The sequence below is a fragment of the Streptomyces sp. NPDC005181 genome (assembly GCF_040608395.1).
Taxonomy (GTDB): domain Bacteria; phylum Actinomycetota; class Actinomycetes; order Streptomycetales; family Streptomycetaceae; genus Streptomyces.
On the sequence record NZ_JBEXID010000113.1, the window covers coordinates 1 to 15,908 of the forward strand.

Sequence of the window (15,908 nt, forward strand, 5' to 3'; positions counted from 1 at the left end):
GCTACCTCACGCCCCACGAGACACGCCTGCGCTACCAACAAGACCAGACCCTCGCGGCGTAACACGGACGTGTCCAAGATCACGGGGAAGCTTCACACCGGCCGGGAAGAAGGCCTTCGACAAGCGCCTACCCAACACCGAGCCCAAGCTACGCGAGCTGTTCGCGAAGCTCCAGGCCAAGCACGGAATCGTGCTCGTGGTGGTCGACCAGCCGGCCTCGATCGGCGCATTACCTCTGGCGGTGGCCCGGGACATGGGCTGCCCGGTCGCCTATCTCCCCAGGCTGACGATGCGGCGGATCGCCGACCTCTACCCCGGCGAGGCAGCGGATCTTCAGCGCCCTGCAGGCCTTCGCTGACGCGAAGGACCTGATCACCAAGCTTCACCTGGCCGTCGAGCAGGGCAGAAGCCCATGTCGATCGTGATCACCGCCGGGCAGCGAGGCGACTCCCCGCAGTTTCTCGGCCCTCCCGGTGAGTTCCTCGCCGGGCTCGCCGGCGGAGGCGAGGCCGTCTCCCTGATGCTGTCCCGGCCTGCCACCTGCACCGCCTGCCGCACCGGGACTGACGGACCGGCTGAGCGGGCCGCGGCAATCTGGCGCGCCACTCTCGACGCCCGCCTCCCCGCCGCTGCACTGCGCGGGGCCGGCCACTTCGCCTACGCCGACACCCTCAACCAGGACACCTGGCTGGAACTCACCGCCGCCACCCTCGCCCAGCAGCCCGACCTGGAAGACACCGACCGCGTAGCCGAACGCGCCGCCCGCGCCCCCGCCTCCTCCACGGCCCGGCTCATCGCTGCGGCCGCCCTCAACCACAGGCCCGCCCACGGCTACCGCCGCACCGAGACCGTCCGCCACGCAGCCGCCTTGTTCGCCCACACCCCCATCGAGGACACCCCCGAGCACGAAGCACTACGCGTCGCCCTGATCAACGCCGGAGCCATCCAGGACGCCTACGGTCCCTGAACGGCAGGTTTGGCTACGTACGCGAGAACGAGAGTCGTGTCGACGCCTTCGGGAGTCCCTTCGCATACTGCGGGGGTGATCAATGTCGATGAGTTCGGGAGTCACTCACCGCCCCAGGCAGTATCAGCGCCTAGCTTCATCACGGGGCCCGGTGCCGGATTCCGGGTTCGACTCCCACCGAAAGGATCAGCCCTTCATGGATGACGGCACCTGGGTCGAACAAGGCCAGACGATCGGCACCACGAACGAGCTGCGGGAGTACATCGCCGCGATCCGCGCAGAGGTGCACCACATGCAGACGGGGCTGGAACGTGCCGCGTGGGGCGTGCTCAAGGGGCGTTCCTGGCTCGACACCCCACGTGACGAGCGCTTCAACCACGCCGACGTTCTGCGAGAGCAGTTGGACATGTCCGTCCCCCGGCCGGGATGGCCGCCAAGGACGCCGTGTACCGGCAGTCGCTCGCGGCTCTCCTCATCGCCCTGGACGCGGTTGACCGCGTGGCCCTCACCGCCTGGCTCGCCGACATTAACGCCAAGGACCCCGACCGGCCGGCGTGAGCCTCGCCCTGGGCTCTCTCGACGACTTCGCCGCTGAACGGGGCCCAGAGCCACTGACTCCCGTAGGGCGTCAGTCGGGGTCGGGGTTGGAGCGACTCCTGCGCGGTGGATGGCATATCGGGCAGCGTTTGCCGTTGCCGCCGCGACGGGTCCGCTGCTCGGGGGTGGCTTCCCAACGCCCTGGGCAGGCGGGTTTCGAGCATGCCCACCGGCACGGCTTGGCGGAGTTCGGCCGGAGATCGGTTGGGGTCAAGGTCGGCTCGTCGATGACCTCGACGAACTCGCTGGCGATGACAACGTGCATGTCTTGCAGGGACTTGCCGGGCTTGGGGCGGACTCTGGCGGCGGCGGTCCGCTGGCGAGCGCATAGGGGGCATCCGCTCGACTGGCCTGTGCGGCGGCTGGGAGGGGCGGGGTACTCGTAGCAGCAGTGCGGTTCGGGGCATCGCCACTGGCAGGTCTTGTTCGATGCCGGGAGGAGGTCGAACGCGGTCCAGCCGGGGTGGTCGATGACCTCGATCAGTTCCGCGGCCATCGTCGGGCTGACCTCAGCGAGTGACTCGCCAGGGCCCGGTCGGCTGTTTGCTGCGCCCATTCTTTTGTAGCCGCATCGACTACATCCGCTGCCGGCGAGCGTCCGGCTATGCAGTACTGCCTCCCATTCGTAGCCGCAGTCCGCCTGCTGGCATCGCCACGCGCATACGTCGTTGCAGCCGGGCGGCATCCGGTTGGGCCCCCTGCCCGGGTTCGTGAGGTTCGCGACGAACTCCTCCTCAAGGTCCGGAGCCACGTCGACCGCCGAAACCTCGGGGCCGGCCACGACGTTCTCCCATAGCTGCGCGCCCTTCGTGAACGCCGCTGTGACCTCAGCGGGTGTGAGCTGTCGCCAGGCGAGTCCTCGATGCCGCAGTACGAAGCCCACCGCCTCCGCCCAGACTTCGGGATCGACCCCCGGCCCGGCCTCATGGTGGGTGAGCCCGTGCACCGGGACGGGTGGCAGCCCGCGGCTTCGAATCCGCTCCATGTCAAGTCCGGCGGCGAGCGCTGCGGCAGTCTTTGCAGTGTCACGGTCCAGGCTGCCGGGCCTGCCGTGGGTCCACTCCGGATCCAAGTCGATCAACAGTCCCGGCGACGGCTCGGGGAGGAACAAGTCGAAGCGGTCCTCCTGACGCCCGGGCAGGCGGCGCCGGTGGTCCAGTTCCACGCTGAGCCCGGAGGCGGCCTCGACGAGCATGGCTACGTTGCACTCGAACGGGGACCGACCATGACCGATGCAGTCGGGGCACCCACGCCCATTGGTCCGGTTGGCGAGCGTCGCCGGCCAGAAATGTTCCTGAGGACATTCCCACTCGCACAGGTCGTGAGACTGGGGGCGCAGAGTATCCGGCCCGCGGTCCGGGCGGCTGAGGTTCCTGCGGAACTGCCGCGCCAGAGCCGGGTCCAGGTCGGTCAGCGATTCCCCGGGGCCAGGAGCCCGGTTTCGACGCTTGGAGCACCCAGAACACCCGGAGGGCTTGACGGTGCGGGTTCGAAACCGCAACTGGGTGGGCCACTGATGACCGCAGCCTTTTGCCGAGCAGCGCCACTGGCACCGGTCCGTGGAGGACATCGGCATGTCCTCCAGCAACACCCCTGGATTGGACAGGTTGGAGACGAACTCATCCCGGAGCCGATCCCGAACTGCTGCCATCTCGGAGACACTTCGCGGTTTTGACATGACTGCAGATACTGACAGCCACCACTGACAATCTGGGCCGTCGCCTCACCAGGCCGCCGACGCGCGGTGAACTGGCCTCACGTCGTCGCACTCGTCCGGGCCGGTGTGCGCTCCGAACATGGCCAACTCGTTGAACGCCCCGCGGACGACCGCAGCATGAATAGGGTGATGGGACTGCCTCGAAGTTCAAGATCATCCGGTCATGTCGGACGACGCGCCAGGCCAGGGCCTTCCGGTCGGCTACGGCTTCCGGCCGTATTGCGGCGACGAAGACCACGGTGCCATGGCCGCAGCGATGCTGGGCTGTGCAGAGCGGGACCGGGGCGATGTCCGCTCGGTGGTAGAAGGGCTACCGACAAACGCATGATCTACGCACGTCACGTGTCGGAGTAAGGGAGGGCCTGTTCGCTCCAACTGTCTTGCCTTCCGCGGTGCACTGCCGTCATGGACTTCGCAGGTGAGGGTGCGGGGCTTGATGAGGCGTAGTTGCAGGGGGCGGGGCCCCGTAGCGGATCGCGTTGGTGATGAGTTCGACGTGGTCCGCGGCAAACGGGTGTTCGCCACGGTGGCGGACGCGAGCGCCCAACGGGCCCAGTTGTGAGGCGGTCCCCCGTCCCGCGCGGTGATCGCCAGGATGGGGGCACCAAGGTGTACGGGCCCCACGCTGGTTCAGTGTGCGCGCGCAGTGCCTGTGCCAGCCACAGGTGGTCCGGAGACATGGCCGGGCTGGGTTCCTCGCCGCGAACGAGCGCCAGCAGCTGCCAGTAGCGTTCCGCCTGCGCGTCGAGGGACGCCTCGATCCGCTCCAGCACCTGGGTGCGACGAGAGCCCACCTCGGCGCCGAGGAGTTCGTCGAGTACCTGTCCTGCCTCGGCCGACTCGGGGGCAACACCACTCTCACGAGCCGGGCCGACGAGCAGAGAGACCTTCTTGGCGAAGAACCTGAAAGCGCCCGGCTGGGCCCCGGCCCCGGGCCGCCTGAACGCGAGAGGTGGCGTTGTGTTCCGCCATGCGGCGCATCCGACGGCGGAAGTCCGGATCCGCGACCAGTTCCGCGAGTTCGATCCATGCATCAACCTGCTCCGGCGTCGGGTCGTCCGGCAATTCCGGCGCGGTGCTGCGCATCCGCTCACGCAGCTGAGGGTCGGCGTCGAGGCCTCCGACGACCTCGTCAGCGAAGTCCTCGATGATTGCCTTGCGCTCCTGGGCGGAGAGCCGTGCCAGCTTGTTCATCAGTTCTATCTCCTCGGTATCGGACTGTCGCCTGGCCACCGTGCTCAGCACGGCCCTGTTCAGCCGCAATGCCTGGATCTGTGCATCCAGAGCTCGCACGTGGGTGGCAGCGACGGCCGCGACGGTCGTCTCCCGCTCCAGCACCCGCCGTACGTCGTCCAGGCTGATCCCCAGCTCGCGCAGGGTGCGCACGAGCTGGAGACGGGCGGCGCACTTGGCGTCGTAGAGCCGATAGCCGCCAGCTGAGCGGCCGGCAGGAGGCAACGCACCGATATCGGACCAGTAGCGGATGGTGCGCACCGGCATTCCGGTGCGCTGGGAGAGCTGCCCGATCGTGAGCAGCTCACAGCCTTCGTCGTTCACGCGAGGAGTGTGGACCTTCCAGTTACTGGAGACTCAAGTGCATCCTGTCACTGGACTTCGCCGCGGCCTGACGCAATGTCCGCACCGGAAGGTCCCATGGGATCACTGACCCCTTGGACTTAATCATCGGCGTTCAGGCCGGGTTTCCCTCGGGGTGTTCGTGGATCCAGGCCAGGCCTCCGATGTCGAGGCGGCGCCGGGTGCGGGTGACGGCGACGTAAGCGAGGCGGGCTTCGCCGTCGTCGATCGGGGCGGGCAGGGGGCGGCCGGTGTCGTCTTGCTCGTCGGTGTCTTTCGGTGGCGTGAAGTCGCCGGCGATTCTCACGCATCCCCATTCGCGGCCCTTGGCCTTGTGTGCGGTCGAGACGGTGACCTCAGCCTGGTCCTCGCAGGCGAGCTGAGCCACTGCCGCAAGGATCGCGTCGGTGCCGTGAACGTCGACGAGGTCGGCCAGCGGCTGCAGATCGCGTCCGGCCGGGTCGTGGGCGGCATAGTCCTGCAGATCGCCCCAAGAGGTGAACAGCACCAGCTCCGGGTGCGAGGTACGGCGCCCTTCCTTCAATTCCCGGGCGGCCAGTGCCAGGGCGCGCAGGCTCTCCCCTCCCCCGACCAGCCCCACCTGGTATCCGGCAGCCAGCAGGTCAATGACCTCGGCCATGGCTCCGACATTCGTCCGGCACAGCACTGCATCCGGCCGCGAGACGGTGCCCAGTTCGGTAGGGACGGCGTCGCTGCCGGTCAGGCGGATCGGGGCGCCGGCGATGCGCAGCCATCGGTTGGCTTCCTGGGCGAGATGGGGGCCGAAGCGGAAGGACTGGGACAGGGCAAGTTGAGTGCCGTCGAAGCCTGTCATCACGTCTCTGGCGCCGCGCCAGTGGTAGATGGCCTGGGCAGAGTCGCCGACCATCACCAGCTGGGCGTGGTTGCGCTGGCTGGTGAAGATCTGCTCCACGACGGGGTTGGTGTCCTGGGCCTCGTCCAGCAGCAGGAAGTCGGCGTCGATTTTGGGCTGCGACAGGGCCCAGATCTTGAGGTAGTGGTCGTGGTCGAAGCGCACGGCGCCGTCGTCGGGGTGCTGGAGGTCGGCCCATGCCTTGACGGCGAATGGCACGACGTGCTGGGCGAGTTGGGTGTGGTAGTCGGGGTCTTCCAGGCCGCGCAGGCGTGGAACGTGGTGGCGGGTGATGGTGGGATCGGCGGAGTGGCAGAAGCTTGTCACTGTGCGCAGGGTCGTGTGGGAGAGAGTTTTGGGTGACAGGTCACGGTCGCCGATTCGGATCGGTTTGGTGATGCCGAGGTGTTGTCCGGTCTGCCAGGCCGGTCGTCGGGGTGCGCCCAGGCGGCGGGTGTAGCGGTGTCCGACGGCTGCGTAGGCCAGGGCGTGCGAGGTCTTGCAGTGGACGGTTGCGGGGAAGCGTGTGGCGGCGTCCTGGGCGATGGAACGGTTGTAGGCGAGATAGCGGCCGCGGCGGCGGGTGTGGTGGGCGAAGTAGGCCAGCATGGTGGTCTTGCCGGTGCCTGCTCCGGCTTGGAGGGCCAGGTGGTCGCCTGCGTGGAAGCGTTCGGCGGCTGCGGCTTGTTCGTCGGTGGGGCTCAGCACCTGTGGGGGCTCCATGTGCGGGGGTTGGGGTGACGGTTGTGCTGCATCCGGAGCCGGTGGGGCGCGCCGGTGCGCTGGTGAGGTGTTCGGCAGCCAGGGTCGGTGGGATCTTGGTGCGGACTCGGGATGCGGTCGGTCAAATCCCGAAGGGGTGTTCATCACCGGGTGTTGCTGCGGGGAGCCACGGTTGGTGGCGAACTTGCCAGCGTCAGAGCTGTGGCCGCGACGGGCCGACTGCCCGCCTGCCGGGATGGCGCTGCGGATCAGGCCGGTCGCTTGTCAGCTCCTGCGGTTGCGGATGGTGGTGGGCAGGCGGGTGTGGATGTGCTGGTGGTGCAGAAGCGGGTCGAAGACTTCCCATTCGGCGAGTGCGAGGTCGGCGGCTCCTGGCGCGGCGGCGTGGTGGGGGCAGCGTTGGTGGCGCCAGCGCAGCTGTTCTGCGTAGGGCAGGTGGGTGAGGTCGTAGACGGCCATCACGCCTGCGGGCAGTGCGAGTTGCCTGCGGCCGGGGGTGGCGGGGAGCAGTGTCCAGGCGCCGGGTGGGGCATTGGGGGTGAGGACGGTGTGGGTGCAGCGGTGGCGTCGTCGTGTCTGGGCGACGCATTGGATGGTGTCGACGGGGTGGGCGGCGAGGTAGCGGGTGTGGAGGAGGTGTACGACGGGGCGGGTCGGGCGGCAGGGCGTAGTCGTCGGCGTTGAGGGGGGTGTTGTGGGTGGTGGGGTGAAGGCGCCGGTGTCGAGGAGGCGGCGGGTGTGCAGGGCGAGGTGGCGGCGGAGTGCGGTGATCTGCGGGGTGAGCGGGGTGGGGGCTTTTCGTGCGGGGCACAGGGCGGGGTGGGGGATGCGGCACCAGGGGGTGCCGTCGTGGGCGGGGTGGGCGGTGCCGGAGCTGACGTGCCAGCGGCTGGTGGCGGGGACGGCGGTGGCGGGGAGTTCTTGTGGGTGGAGGCTGACGGGGCCGTTGTCGGTGCGGGTGTACCAGTCGATGCGGTTGCCGCAGTCGCGGCAGCGGCCGGGTTGCGCGCTGCGGACGAGCCGGGTGGGGCTGTCGGGGGCGACGCGCAGGGTGCGCTGATGGTGAGGGCGGGCGGGGGTGCCGTCCCATCGGCAGCCCGATGAGGGCATGGCGGAGCACATGGGCGTGAAGGTGGCAGGTGACGCGCCGCGTACGCGGTGAGCGTGCCGGGTTGTCCTGCGGATGGCCCAATGCGGCGGGACTGATGTGCGGTTTCCCGTACGGGGGTTCCCGTCGGTGACTGGATCGGGTGATCCTCAACGGCGGGGCCGATGGTGCTATTCGGCGGGCCCGGCGGTGGGCGCGTGCCCTTCGCAGAGGGTGGCGAAGAGGTGGTCGACGGGGACCTCGAGGGCGTGGGCGAGGGCGTGCCAGGTCTTGAGGGATCCGATAGTGCGGCCCTGCTCGATTTCGATGAGGGTGCGTCTGGCCAGGCCGGTGCGGCGCGCGAGTTCGTCATAGGTCCAGCCGCGTTCGCTCCGCAGCCGCGCGAGCTCCAGGCGGAGGGCGGCGAGGTTCGGGTCGGGCGGGAAGGTTGTCACTCCCCCATCCGAAGGTGCAGACCCCTGCCCTGTCAGTGCAGACCTCTGCCCTATTTCTGCAGGTGACCGTCCCACGGAAGGGCAGAGGTCTGCACTACGGTGTGCCGCCGACACCCCTCCCCTCACCACAACTCCCAGGGGCGGGTCGGCTCCCGGCTGAAGGCAGGAGGAACGGGCGCACCATGAGGCTGTGCACCCTGCGCCCACAAGTACGGCGCACCTGGACCGTGGAACTACGCCCACAGCAGGGCGGAACCGCGCTCCATTGCGCCTTGTGCGCACCACACGGTCACGCCCTGGCAGCGTCTGCGGCCCGGCCCGCGGTCCTGGCGCACCTGGCCCACCACGCGCGGCGCGATGTACTGCCCCCGCACCTGCGCACCTGCCAGTGCCACGAACGCGGATGCCGGTGGCATCCGCGCCACCGAGGTTGCGCCGGCCCCGTCCTGCTCGTCCTCGCGCGTGAACACGGCGGTCGTCTCTGGCGTCTGGCCGACATCTGCGCCGCCTGCGCGGGCGCCACCCCGAGCAGCGCCATCGTCCCCGACACCGCCATCGCATCAACCCCAGCAAGGCCCGATGCCGGCGGCCCCGGTTCCGCTTGGGCAAAACGTGTCAGGCCGCCCGGTGGTGCCGCTCCGGCACATCGTGTCCGCGACATGCTCAGCTATCTCGCGGCCGCGCTTCCCCCGGATATGAGCACCGAAGGCCGACTCCTCGCCCTGCAGTGCGCACTGCGCAGCAACACATCCGGACAGGTACATCTCCCGGCCGGACTGCTCCGCAGCATGCGCCTAGCCCAGGGCCTCGCGCCCTGGGACGAACTGGAGGACGCCCGCTGGCTACGCCGCCTGCCGCATCCCACAGAACAGACGGGGCACAGAACTACCGCCGCGCAACTGCTCGATGCCACCGTCCTCACCCAGGAACCTGCCCGGCACGACCGTCACCAGGCTGCCGACTGGGCTCTGCGTACGGTCTCCCGGCCACGACTGCGCGCCCTGTCGGCCGCAGACCGTCTGACCGCACTCGTACTCGCCGCGCACCACTCCCCCGACGCCGGGCAAACCAGCATGGAAGCAGATCACCTGACCCGTACCTGCGGACTCGACCGGAACACACTTACCGCGACACTCGACCGCCTCGAGGCCGTGAACGCCATCGGAGCATGGACGTTCGAACCGGTCACGGAAGACGTGTCCTGGGACCCGCCTCATAAGACGTCGTCTCGTTCGGTGAAGTGAGGTTCACATGCCGCGGTCAGGCCCGTGGTTGGGCTGCGTGCGTTCACCCGGTGACATCCGGTGTCCGTCGCGCCCGGCATCTTGACGGGCTGATGGTCATCTGGTGGCGGGCGAACGCTGACGAAAGCTCCCTGTGCCGATAGCAGACGCCTGCTGACGTACTGCCGCCTCGCGTCAGGGCAGCCGAAGCCCGGACGTGATCCCTGACGCGCCGCTGGATCGATATGGAATGCGCAAAAAGCCCGCACGTCATTGGTGTGCGGGCAAAAGAGAGGGGCAGTGGCCACAACGTGGCGAGTGCCCCTTCAAGTTCTGACAGAGGTTATCAAGGGTGCCGCCGCACCGCTGCTCCAAGCAGGGTTCGAGCGCTACCTGCGCTGAGGCTCGACCCGGGAATCCGCGCCGAAGCCTTAGGACTGGCGTGCTCCCGGGTCCGCTGGCGGAAACCGCCCATCACAACTGTAGAGAAGGGCACGCGCGAGCTCGACGCTCCTCCTCACCCGGACTTGTCAACTAATGTTCGACTTATGACTGTGGTGGAGATCAGCCTGTCGGATCTGCTGAACAGACCGAAGGCGACACTGGCCACGCTTCGGGGTGACCGCCGGATAGTGCTCCGGCGTCGGGGTGCCGAGGACCTGGTGCTGACCACGGCCGCGCGCGCCGAGCAGGATCGCGAGGTCATGGGCGTGATGAGCCGCATGTTCGTGGAGATGATGCGCACGCCGGCGGGCCGCAGTCTGGTGCTGGATGTGCTGCCTGCTGCGTTCCCGTGGGCGCGCTACCTCCCAGCACACGAAGTGCGCGAGTTCTCCGTCGAGCTGGTCGGCGCCCTGGGCGCTGCTACCGAGCTGGACAACACCGCCGACGTCGCGCAGCTCATCACCGAGTGGCGGCACACCGCCGAGGTGCACGCTGACCCCGAGCTGTACGCAGCGCTCACCACTGACTCCGGCGAGGACTTCGGTTCCGATGCCCTTATCTGAACTTCGTAACCGGGCAGTTCATGAGCAGCCACAAGTGTCCCGTTCGAAGTCGATGGACGAGGCCCTCTGACGGCCCGTCCATGCCTGCCGTTCCGGTCCTGGTCCCCCGGGCCCTGTCCCCCGAGCAGGCCCGGGTGAGCCGCACGACGGTTCAGCAGTGACAGCGCCCATGAGCCTCGTCGTCGCATGCCCCCGCATCTGCTGATTCCTCACCCTAAGGGGGAGAGTGAGACATCGCTCGACTGGCACAGCAGGGCTCTACTCGTGCGTACTATCTCTAGACACTGCGCACATTGCGGCAGTTATGTCCTGCGGGTGACCCAGTCAGCACAGGCGAGGCACCCACCTCGGTCGCGGATCTGACGACCTCACCGGCCAACTTTTACGGGTATTGCTACATATGACATCAGTAGAGCCCGAAGTTCAGATCTCCTGGAGGTTGCACTGTGCTCAGAAGGCCCATCTTTTCCACGCGAGCAGGGAAGTTGTCACTCCTTTTCATCCTAATAGCAATGGCAATTTGGGCTTGGGAGTTCGTTCATGCTTGGTCGACCTGGCATGAATCTAATGCAGGCCGAGGCAGGCTAACCGATGCTGGCTGGATATCCCTGATTGTCGGCGGCGTGTTCGCCCACAAGCATCACTGGCGGTGCGTGCGGCGAGAACAAGCCCCTCTACAAGAACGTGAATCGTCTTCACGGTGACCGATACTGACGCGCCCAAGAACAGAAAAGTGAAAACCCTTACCGAGGGGACGGGGGCAGTAAGAACGGTCGGACAGTTCTCGGTGCCCGTCTGATGGGTATGCAGACGTAGCGGCTCCTCCAGCATCGGGACCAGTGGCTGCCAAGCTCCGCGCTGGTCAGCGGTCTTGTGCCGGAGCGGGCTGAAGGGCCCCCTGGCCGTGCTGGTCAGCGGGGGCGCCAGGTGCGGATCTCGAGGTGGGTGATGTGGGCGTCGGTGCGGATGCGCCCGTTTTCGACGAGCCATCGGTGGACGGCTGAGGTGACGTCGCCGCCTGCTTGGTCGACGCGGTGGGCGAAGTCTGCGGCGTTAAAGCCGCCGGTGGTGGCGGAGCCGTAGGAGCGTTCTTCGGTGTGGTCGGCGCGTTGGATGACGTCGCGGCGGATGCCGGGTGAGTCGGTGCGGCTGCCGGAGGCGTGGAGGTAGCTGGTCTTGGCCATGCGGACGGTGAAGGCCATGCGGAGGCCTTGGCGGGCGGCTTCGGCGATGAGGGGGCGTAGGCGGGCGGAGCCGGAGGCGATGGCTTGTGCTCCTGCTCGGCCGGTGCCGGTTCCGGTGGGGGTGATGAGGACGGCTTTGGTGCGGACGCGGGCTCTGGTGCCGGCGGCAGTGGTGCGGCGGGTGATGTGCCGTGCGGCAAGGGCGGCGAGTTCGGTGGTGTCGGTGATGCCCGCGGTTTGCACGGCGGCGAGGACGTGGGTGAGGGCGGGGACGAAGGCTGCGCCTTTGTGTTTTGTGTAGAACTGGGAGACGAGGGAGGGGTCTCGGTTGATGATGCGGGCGATGTCGCGTTTGGTGTAGCCGTGGGCCTGGAGCTGGTCGGCGAGTCGGGCTGCTTCGTTGAGTTGTGGTTCCGCGGTCCGGCGTCGGGGACGGGGTGGCATCAGGCCTCCTGGTTGGTGCGGGGTTGGTGGAGGGCTGTGCGGGCGTGGTCGCGCAAGGCGAGGAGTTCGTCTTCGGTGGTGGGTGCGGGGACGGGGCCGGTGAGGTGGCCTTTGTGGAGGTAGTCGCCGGGCTGCCCGTGGTAGGGCCAGTTCTGGGGCTGGGTGAGGTAGACGGCGTCGGTGCGGAAGGCGATGACGGTGCCGGGCGGGGCGTGGAGGGCCCCGGCGTAGGTGTCGTCGTCGCGGTGTCGCTGGGAGAGCAGGGCTGCGCGGGCGGAGGACCAGATGTGGGCGGCCCATTCGGGGTGGGCGTTGGGGTCGCGGGTGAAGCCGGTGGGGCGTTGCCAGGTGATGGTGTCGTTGTCGAAGCCGATGATTTCGGCGTCCGGGGGGACGTCGCGCTCTGCGGTGCGAGGGGTGGTGCCGGTGACGGTGCGCGGTCGTTGAGCGAAGGCGCCGATGCCGTAGAGGAGGATGGCGCGTACGGCGCGGGAGGCGAGGTGGGCGGCGGTGCGCTGTGCAGGGTCGCCGTTGAGGTCGGCTTGTGCGGTGAGGGAAGCCCAGGCCTCTTTGAGTTTCTTGGACCAGTCGTCCAGTGGTTTACCGTCGTCGAAGAGAATGCCGTCGAGGATCTCGATCTTCCACGGGCCGCGGGGGTTGGACAGGGCGGTGTGGATTTCGGGTCCGCCGGCCCAGGTGGTGAACGTGGTGCCGGGGGTGCTGGGGTAGTGCCAGGCGCGGTCACCGGGGGCGGGCGCGGGGAGGATCCCGACGTGGTCCCAGGTATCGGGGACGGTGACGCGGACGTGCCAGTGGCCGCAGCCGAACAGGGCCTTGGTCTGTTCCTTCTGGGACCAGGAGGCAAAGGTGGCGGCCGTGACGCGGCGGGGTGTGCCGACTCCGGATTTCCAGGTGTGTTTGGCGTAGGCGAAGGTGCGGTCGTACTCGACCAGGCCGGGGAGCTGTTCAGGGACGCGGGGCGGGGTGATGAGTTCGGTGCGGCCCTGTCCGGCGGTGGCGTGGAACAGGCCGCGGAGCTCTTCGGAGAGAACGGGGTAGCCGTCGGCGTACTGGCCCTTGGTGGGAATGGTGCGGGTCCACAGATCGCGGCCGGTCTGGGAGGGGGATCCCATGAGGACGGCATCGGGCCAGTGATGGCGCAAGGCTTTCCACAGCAGGACGAACGCGTCCCGGATGATGGCGGGTTCGGCGCCTTCAGTGTCGAACCACTCCCCCGCTGAACGGATTTCGACATGCTGCTCGCCGTCCGCCCGTTGGTAGCGGCCGACGGGGTTGCGGGGGTGGACGAAGTGCCCGGCCATGCGATCCTTGCCGCGACCGGTGTCGGTGCGCCAGCCCGGTGTCGGGGCGTTCAGCCAGGCTGCGACCGCGTCCTTGAGGAAGGGGTACTGGTCGGCCTGGCGGTGCCAGGGAGCTCCCGCGGTGACGTAGATCCGTTCGACGCCGCCGGGCAGGACGTGGAAGACCGTGTTCAGGATTTCGGCGGCACTAGCGGTCGGCAGGTCCAGGCGGAAGGTCTGGTCGCGGTGGACCAGGACGCCCGCATCAGTGTCGAGGAAGACCGTGCTGCGGGCCTGCTGGGTGAAGTTGGGTTGCGTGGAGGCCAGGTTCGCCGTGTGGGTGAACCACTGGTCCCCGTCGGAGCCTTGAGGGATTCCGGGAAGAGTCCGCTGCTCCCCAGTACGGGTGGGAGGAGTCGGCACAGTCGGCGGTGCCACTGCCGGCGGAGCAGCAGCGGGGGGTGCTGAGGGCGGTTCGGGCTCCGACGCTGGCTCGGGGGCCGGGCGGGTCATGGCCGGGGCAACTGTCCCAGCCTGGGCGGGTGCCTCTTCGGCGGCGTTGGCCGGTGCCGTCTCTGCGGCGGGTTCGTCCGCCGGAGACACTGCAGCGGCATCCGCTGCTGATGCGTTGCCGGCGAGCCGGTTCGGGGCCAGGATCGGGGCGATCGCCACGACGTCAGCGAGGCTGAGTCCGGCTGCGGGTGCGATTCGTTCGGCTTTCGCCTTCTCGTATCCGGCCAGCGCGGTGATCTGCCGGGCGCGGTCCGCTTCCAGTTTCGCGAGCGTGGCCTGGGTCTTCTTGATGTCGTCGCGCAAGGCGCGCAGCTCGGCCAGTTGCGCGTTGTAGGTCTTTGCGTCCATCACGATCCCTTGTGCCTGCAGGTTAGTTGGCGGAACGGTTACCGGTTGCGACGTATGCGATCGCGCCGCCCGAGTGCGACGTGAGACGGGTGCCCAGGAGGAGGTCCGCCACGTCCCGGTCGGCTTGCTGCGGCGCGGTCAGGTGCTTGACGGGGGTGGCCAGATCGGTGAGGTATCCGGCGAGGACTGCTTCCGGAAATGCGTGTCGTCCACCCTCGCCTTTCTCCCAGGTGTCCAAGCCGGTCAGGACGGCCACCACGTAGCCCGACAGGGTTACCGGCAGCACTCCCCCGGCGGCCACGCTGGCGGCGTCGCAGCGCCACCAGCCTTTCAGGCTTCTGAGGAGATCCTCGGGGCCGAGGCCGGATGAGTATCCGATCCACTGCCGGTCGCTGTCGTGGACGCGGCGTGCCACGTCAACGCGCAGCACCCCGAGTTCTTTGGCATCCAGGTGGCGCACGGGGGTGTGAGGGCGTTCCTGCAGGGCCTGGACGACCCAGAGAGGCGTCATCACACGGACGCCGCGGCGGGAAAGTCCGGGAAGCACGCCTGCGTTGACGAGGCGGCGGAAGGTGGTGATCGCGCAGCCCAGTTCCTCGGCGGCCTGTCCCGTCGTGAGCAACATTGTTTGCCTCCCCGGGGTCTGGGCGTCTGCCGTTCCTGAACGGTATCGACACAGGCGTCTCTCATGCAAGCCTGATCAGATATTTGAGTTGGGATGCTGTCGTTGCAAGGTGCCGGAGTGAGGGCGAGCCGCGGGTCACGCCACCTGGCCTGATCGGTGTCGGGGCCTTGCGCACCGGTCTGTTGGGGTATCGACAACGGCCCGACCGGCGCCAAGCAGCGGGATTAGCGGTGGCACGGATGGCGGCTCGACCGGCGTCACGGACGGCGGCGGCTCGGGTAATGCGGGTGGAATCGCCTCACACTGCCCTGGAGCTTCGGCGTCGTCGAAGGACACGTCAACGCATCAAGATGCTCTAGCGGCAGATGTTCGGCCGCGCGGGCTTCTCTCTCTTTCGGAAACGAGCCCTCCTCGCCTGACTGACCCATGCGGATGCCTCTTTGCCTCAGACAGCGGTTCTCAGATCATCCGCAGTCAGCAGTGCCAGCAGTTGGATTCGCTCGGCCACAAGAGCCTCAGCCCCGCCCTGCTGGCGGTCGATGACGCAGAGTGCCTCGCGAACGTCTGCACCCAGAGCACGCAAGTCGGTGGTGGACAGCACAATCTGACCACCGCTGGTGACCACGTCTTCCACGACCAGCACTCGCCGCCCGGCAATGTCCGCGCCTTCAGCCAGGCGGCACGTTCCATACGACTTGGCCTGCTTGCGGACAAAGGCACAGGGAAGGCCAGTATGCCGGCCGAGCGCGGTGACCACCGGGATGCCACCCATCTCAAGGCCAGCCAGCACCTCAGTGCCCTTCGGTACGAGCGCGACCATCGCCTGGGCAATGGAATCGAGGAGAACGGGGTCGCTCTCAAAGCGGTACTTATCGAAGTACTCCGAGGCCCGACGGCCCGAGCGGAGCACAAAATCACCAGTCAGGTGGGAAGCAGCATGGACCTGCCGGGCAATGTCTGAAGAAGTCACAGGCCCGAAGTATCCCAGGCCAACCGAAGCTCTGGTCGGCTGGTGGTCTTCAACAAGTGCATCGACCCAGGCCAGAAACACAGCACACCAAGATCATCATCACCGAGCGTGCTCAGTTCACGGAAAGTGAGCCAGAACCCGGCTTCGGGAGGCACCTGCCGCCGCGCCCCGATGGAGGCTATTGAGAGCGCTCGCTCGGGCCGAGCCTGAGTTCCACAGTTGGCGGTGCCGACTAGGGCACGAATATGTAGGTTGACCTGCGGATATGCCTGTGGGCACGCCGAAGTGGCGTGTCACT

14 protein-coding genes and 3 pseudogenes are annotated in these 15,908 nt (G+C 67.9%); 6 read left to right on the plus strand and 11 right to left on the minus strand.

Annotated elements, in window-relative coordinates; genetic code table 11:
• Positions 1-94: 94 nt before the first annotated feature.
• From ABZV38_RS35620 to ABZV38_RS35630, 3 genes and pseudogenes are all read left to right on the plus strand, one after another.
• Positions 95-325, plus strand: a pseudogene (locus ABZV38_RS35620) (transposase); the annotation flags it as partial.
• Between the two features lie 87 nt (positions 326-412).
• The gene (locus ABZV38_RS35625; RefSeq protein WP_356332593.1) at positions 413-967 is read left to right on the plus strand and encodes a hypothetical protein; all 555 of its coding nucleotides are present in this window, start codon (positions 413-415) and stop codon (positions 965-967) included.
• A gap of 426 nt (positions 968-1,393) precedes the next feature.
• A complete protein-coding gene (locus ABZV38_RS35630) occupies positions 1,394-1,525 on the plus strand; it encodes a hypothetical protein (protein WP_356332594.1) in 132 nt (43 codons plus the stop codon).
• Between the two features lie 70 nt (positions 1,526-1,595).
• On the opposite strand, the gene ABZV38_RS35635 is transcribed toward ABZV38_RS35630, so the two are convergent.
• Together ABZV38_RS35635 and ABZV38_RS35640 are read right to left on the minus strand one after the other, a co-directional pair.
• A complete protein-coding gene (locus ABZV38_RS35635; RefSeq protein ID WP_356332606.1) occupies positions 1,596-2,759 on the minus strand; it encodes a zinc-ribbon domain-containing protein in 1,164 nt (387 codons plus the stop codon).
• Between the two features lie 51 nt (positions 2,760-2,810).
• Positions 2,811-3,242, minus strand: a pseudogene (locus ABZV38_RS35640) (zinc-ribbon domain-containing protein); the annotation flags it as partial.
• A gap of 202 nt (positions 3,243-3,444) precedes the next feature.
• On the opposite strand from ABZV38_RS35640, the pseudogene ABZV38_RS35645 reads away from it, so the two are divergent.
• A pseudogene (locus ABZV38_RS35645) lies at positions 3,445-3,606 on the plus strand (GNAT family N-acetyltransferase); the annotation flags it as partial.
• 533 nt (positions 3,607-4,139) lie between these two features.
• Here ABZV38_RS35645 and ABZV38_RS35650 read toward each other — a convergent pair.
• From ABZV38_RS35650 to ABZV38_RS35670, 5 genes are all read right to left on the minus strand, one after another.
• Positions 4,140-4,838: a MerR family transcriptional regulator gene (locus ABZV38_RS35650; protein WP_356332595.1), complete on the minus strand. Its 699-nt coding sequence runs from the start codon at positions 4,836-4,838 to the stop codon at positions 4,140-4,142.
• 133 nt (positions 4,839-4,971) lie between these two features.
• On the minus strand, positions 4,972-6,435 hold the full coding sequence (locus tag ABZV38_RS35655) for a UvrD-helicase domain-containing protein (RefSeq protein ID WP_356332607.1): 1,464 nt from the start codon (positions 6,433-6,435) through the stop codon (positions 4,972-4,974).
• A 282-nt stretch (positions 6,436-6,717) separates the two neighbouring features.
• Positions 6,718-7,563 carry a DUF6083 domain-containing protein gene (locus ABZV38_RS35660; protein WP_356332596.1) on the minus strand — a complete coding sequence of 282 codons (846 nt, stop codon included), beginning with the start codon at positions 7,561-7,563 and terminating at the stop codon, positions 6,718-6,720.
• A 168-nt stretch (positions 7,564-7,731) separates the two neighbouring features.
• Positions 7,732-7,995, minus strand: coding sequence for a helix-turn-helix transcriptional regulator (locus tag ABZV38_RS35665; protein WP_356332597.1), 264 nt, complete (start codon positions 7,993-7,995; stop codon positions 7,732-7,734).
• A 233-nt stretch (positions 7,996-8,228) separates the two neighbouring features.
• On the minus strand, positions 8,229-8,465 hold the full coding sequence (locus ABZV38_RS35670) for a hypothetical protein (protein WP_356332598.1): 237 nt from the start codon (positions 8,463-8,465) through the stop codon (positions 8,229-8,231).
• Between the two features lie 189 nt (positions 8,466-8,654).
• Here ABZV38_RS35670 and ABZV38_RS35675 point away from each other — a divergent pair, with 189 nt between their 5' ends.
• Together ABZV38_RS35675 and ABZV38_RS35680 are read left to right on the plus strand one after the other, a co-directional pair.
• Positions 8,655-9,239, plus strand: a complete 585-nt coding sequence (locus ABZV38_RS35675; RefSeq protein WP_356332599.1) for a hypothetical protein — start codon at positions 8,655-8,657, stop codon at positions 9,237-9,239.
• A gap of 527 nt (positions 9,240-9,766) precedes the next feature.
• Positions 9,767-10,225: a DUF6247 family protein gene (locus ABZV38_RS35680; RefSeq protein WP_356332600.1), complete on the plus strand. Its 459-nt coding sequence runs from the start codon at positions 9,767-9,769 to the stop codon at positions 10,223-10,225.
• Between the two features lie 911 nt (positions 10,226-11,136).
• On the opposite strand, the gene ABZV38_RS35685 is transcribed toward ABZV38_RS35680, so the two are convergent.
• The 4 genes from ABZV38_RS35685 to pyrE all read right to left on the minus strand — a co-directional run bounded on the left by ABZV38_RS35685 (position 11,137) and on the right by pyrE (position 15,610).
• Positions 11,137-11,853: a helix-turn-helix domain containing protein gene (locus ABZV38_RS35685; protein ID WP_356332601.1), complete on the minus strand. Its 717-nt coding sequence runs from the start codon at positions 11,851-11,853 to the stop codon at positions 11,137-11,139.
• The gene (locus ABZV38_RS35690; protein WP_356332602.1) at positions 11,853-14,015 is read right to left on the minus strand and encodes a hypothetical protein; all 2,163 of its coding nucleotides are present in this window, start codon (positions 14,013-14,015) and stop codon (positions 11,853-11,855) included. The genes ABZV38_RS35685 and ABZV38_RS35690 overlap by 1 nt, the downstream gene beginning before the upstream one ends.
• A gap of 22 nt (positions 14,016-14,037) precedes the next feature.
• Entirely contained in the window at positions 14,038-14,640 is a 603-nt protein-coding gene (locus ABZV38_RS35695; RefSeq protein WP_356332603.1) for a helix-turn-helix domain-containing protein, read from the minus strand.
• Between the two features lie 445 nt (positions 14,641-15,085).
• A complete protein-coding gene (gene pyrE, locus ABZV38_RS35700) occupies positions 15,086-15,610 on the minus strand; it encodes an orotate phosphoribosyltransferase (RefSeq protein ID WP_356332604.1) in 525 nt (174 codons plus the stop codon).
• Positions 15,611-15,908 lie beyond the last annotated feature (298 nt).

Coding starts and splice junctions, on each gene's coding strand:
- ABZV38_RS35625 (WP_356332593.1), top strand. CDS start 413: ATGTCGATCGTGATCACCGCCGGGCAGCGAGGCGACTCCCCGCAGTTT.
- ABZV38_RS35630 (WP_356332594.1), top strand. CDS start 1,394: ATGGCCGCCAAGGACGCCGTGTACCGGCAGTCGCTCGCGGCTCTCCTC.
- ABZV38_RS35635 (WP_356332606.1), bottom strand. CDS start 2,759: ATGCTCGTCGAGGCCGCCTCCGGGCTCAGCGTGGAACTGGACCACCGG.
- ABZV38_RS35660 (WP_356332596.1), bottom strand. CDS start 7,563: ATGCCCTCATCGGGCTGCCGATGGGACGGCACCCCCGCCCGCCCTCAC.
- ABZV38_RS35675 (WP_356332599.1), top strand. CDS start 8,655: ATGCTCAGCTATCTCGCGGCCGCGCTTCCCCCGGATATGAGCACCGAA.
- ABZV38_RS35680 (WP_356332600.1), top strand. CDS start 9,767: ATGACTGTGGTGGAGATCAGCCTGTCGGATCTGCTGAACAGACCGAAG.
- ABZV38_RS35685 (WP_356332601.1), bottom strand. CDS start 11,853: ATGCCACCCCGTCCCCGACGCCGGACCGCGGAACCACAACTCAACGAA.
- ABZV38_RS35690 (WP_356332602.1), bottom strand. CDS start 14,015: ATGGACGCAAAGACCTACAACGCGCAACTGGCCGAGCTGCGCGCCTTG.
- ABZV38_RS35695 (WP_356332603.1), bottom strand. CDS start 14,640: ATGTTGCTCACGACGGGACAGGCCGCCGAGGAACTGGGCTGCGCGATC.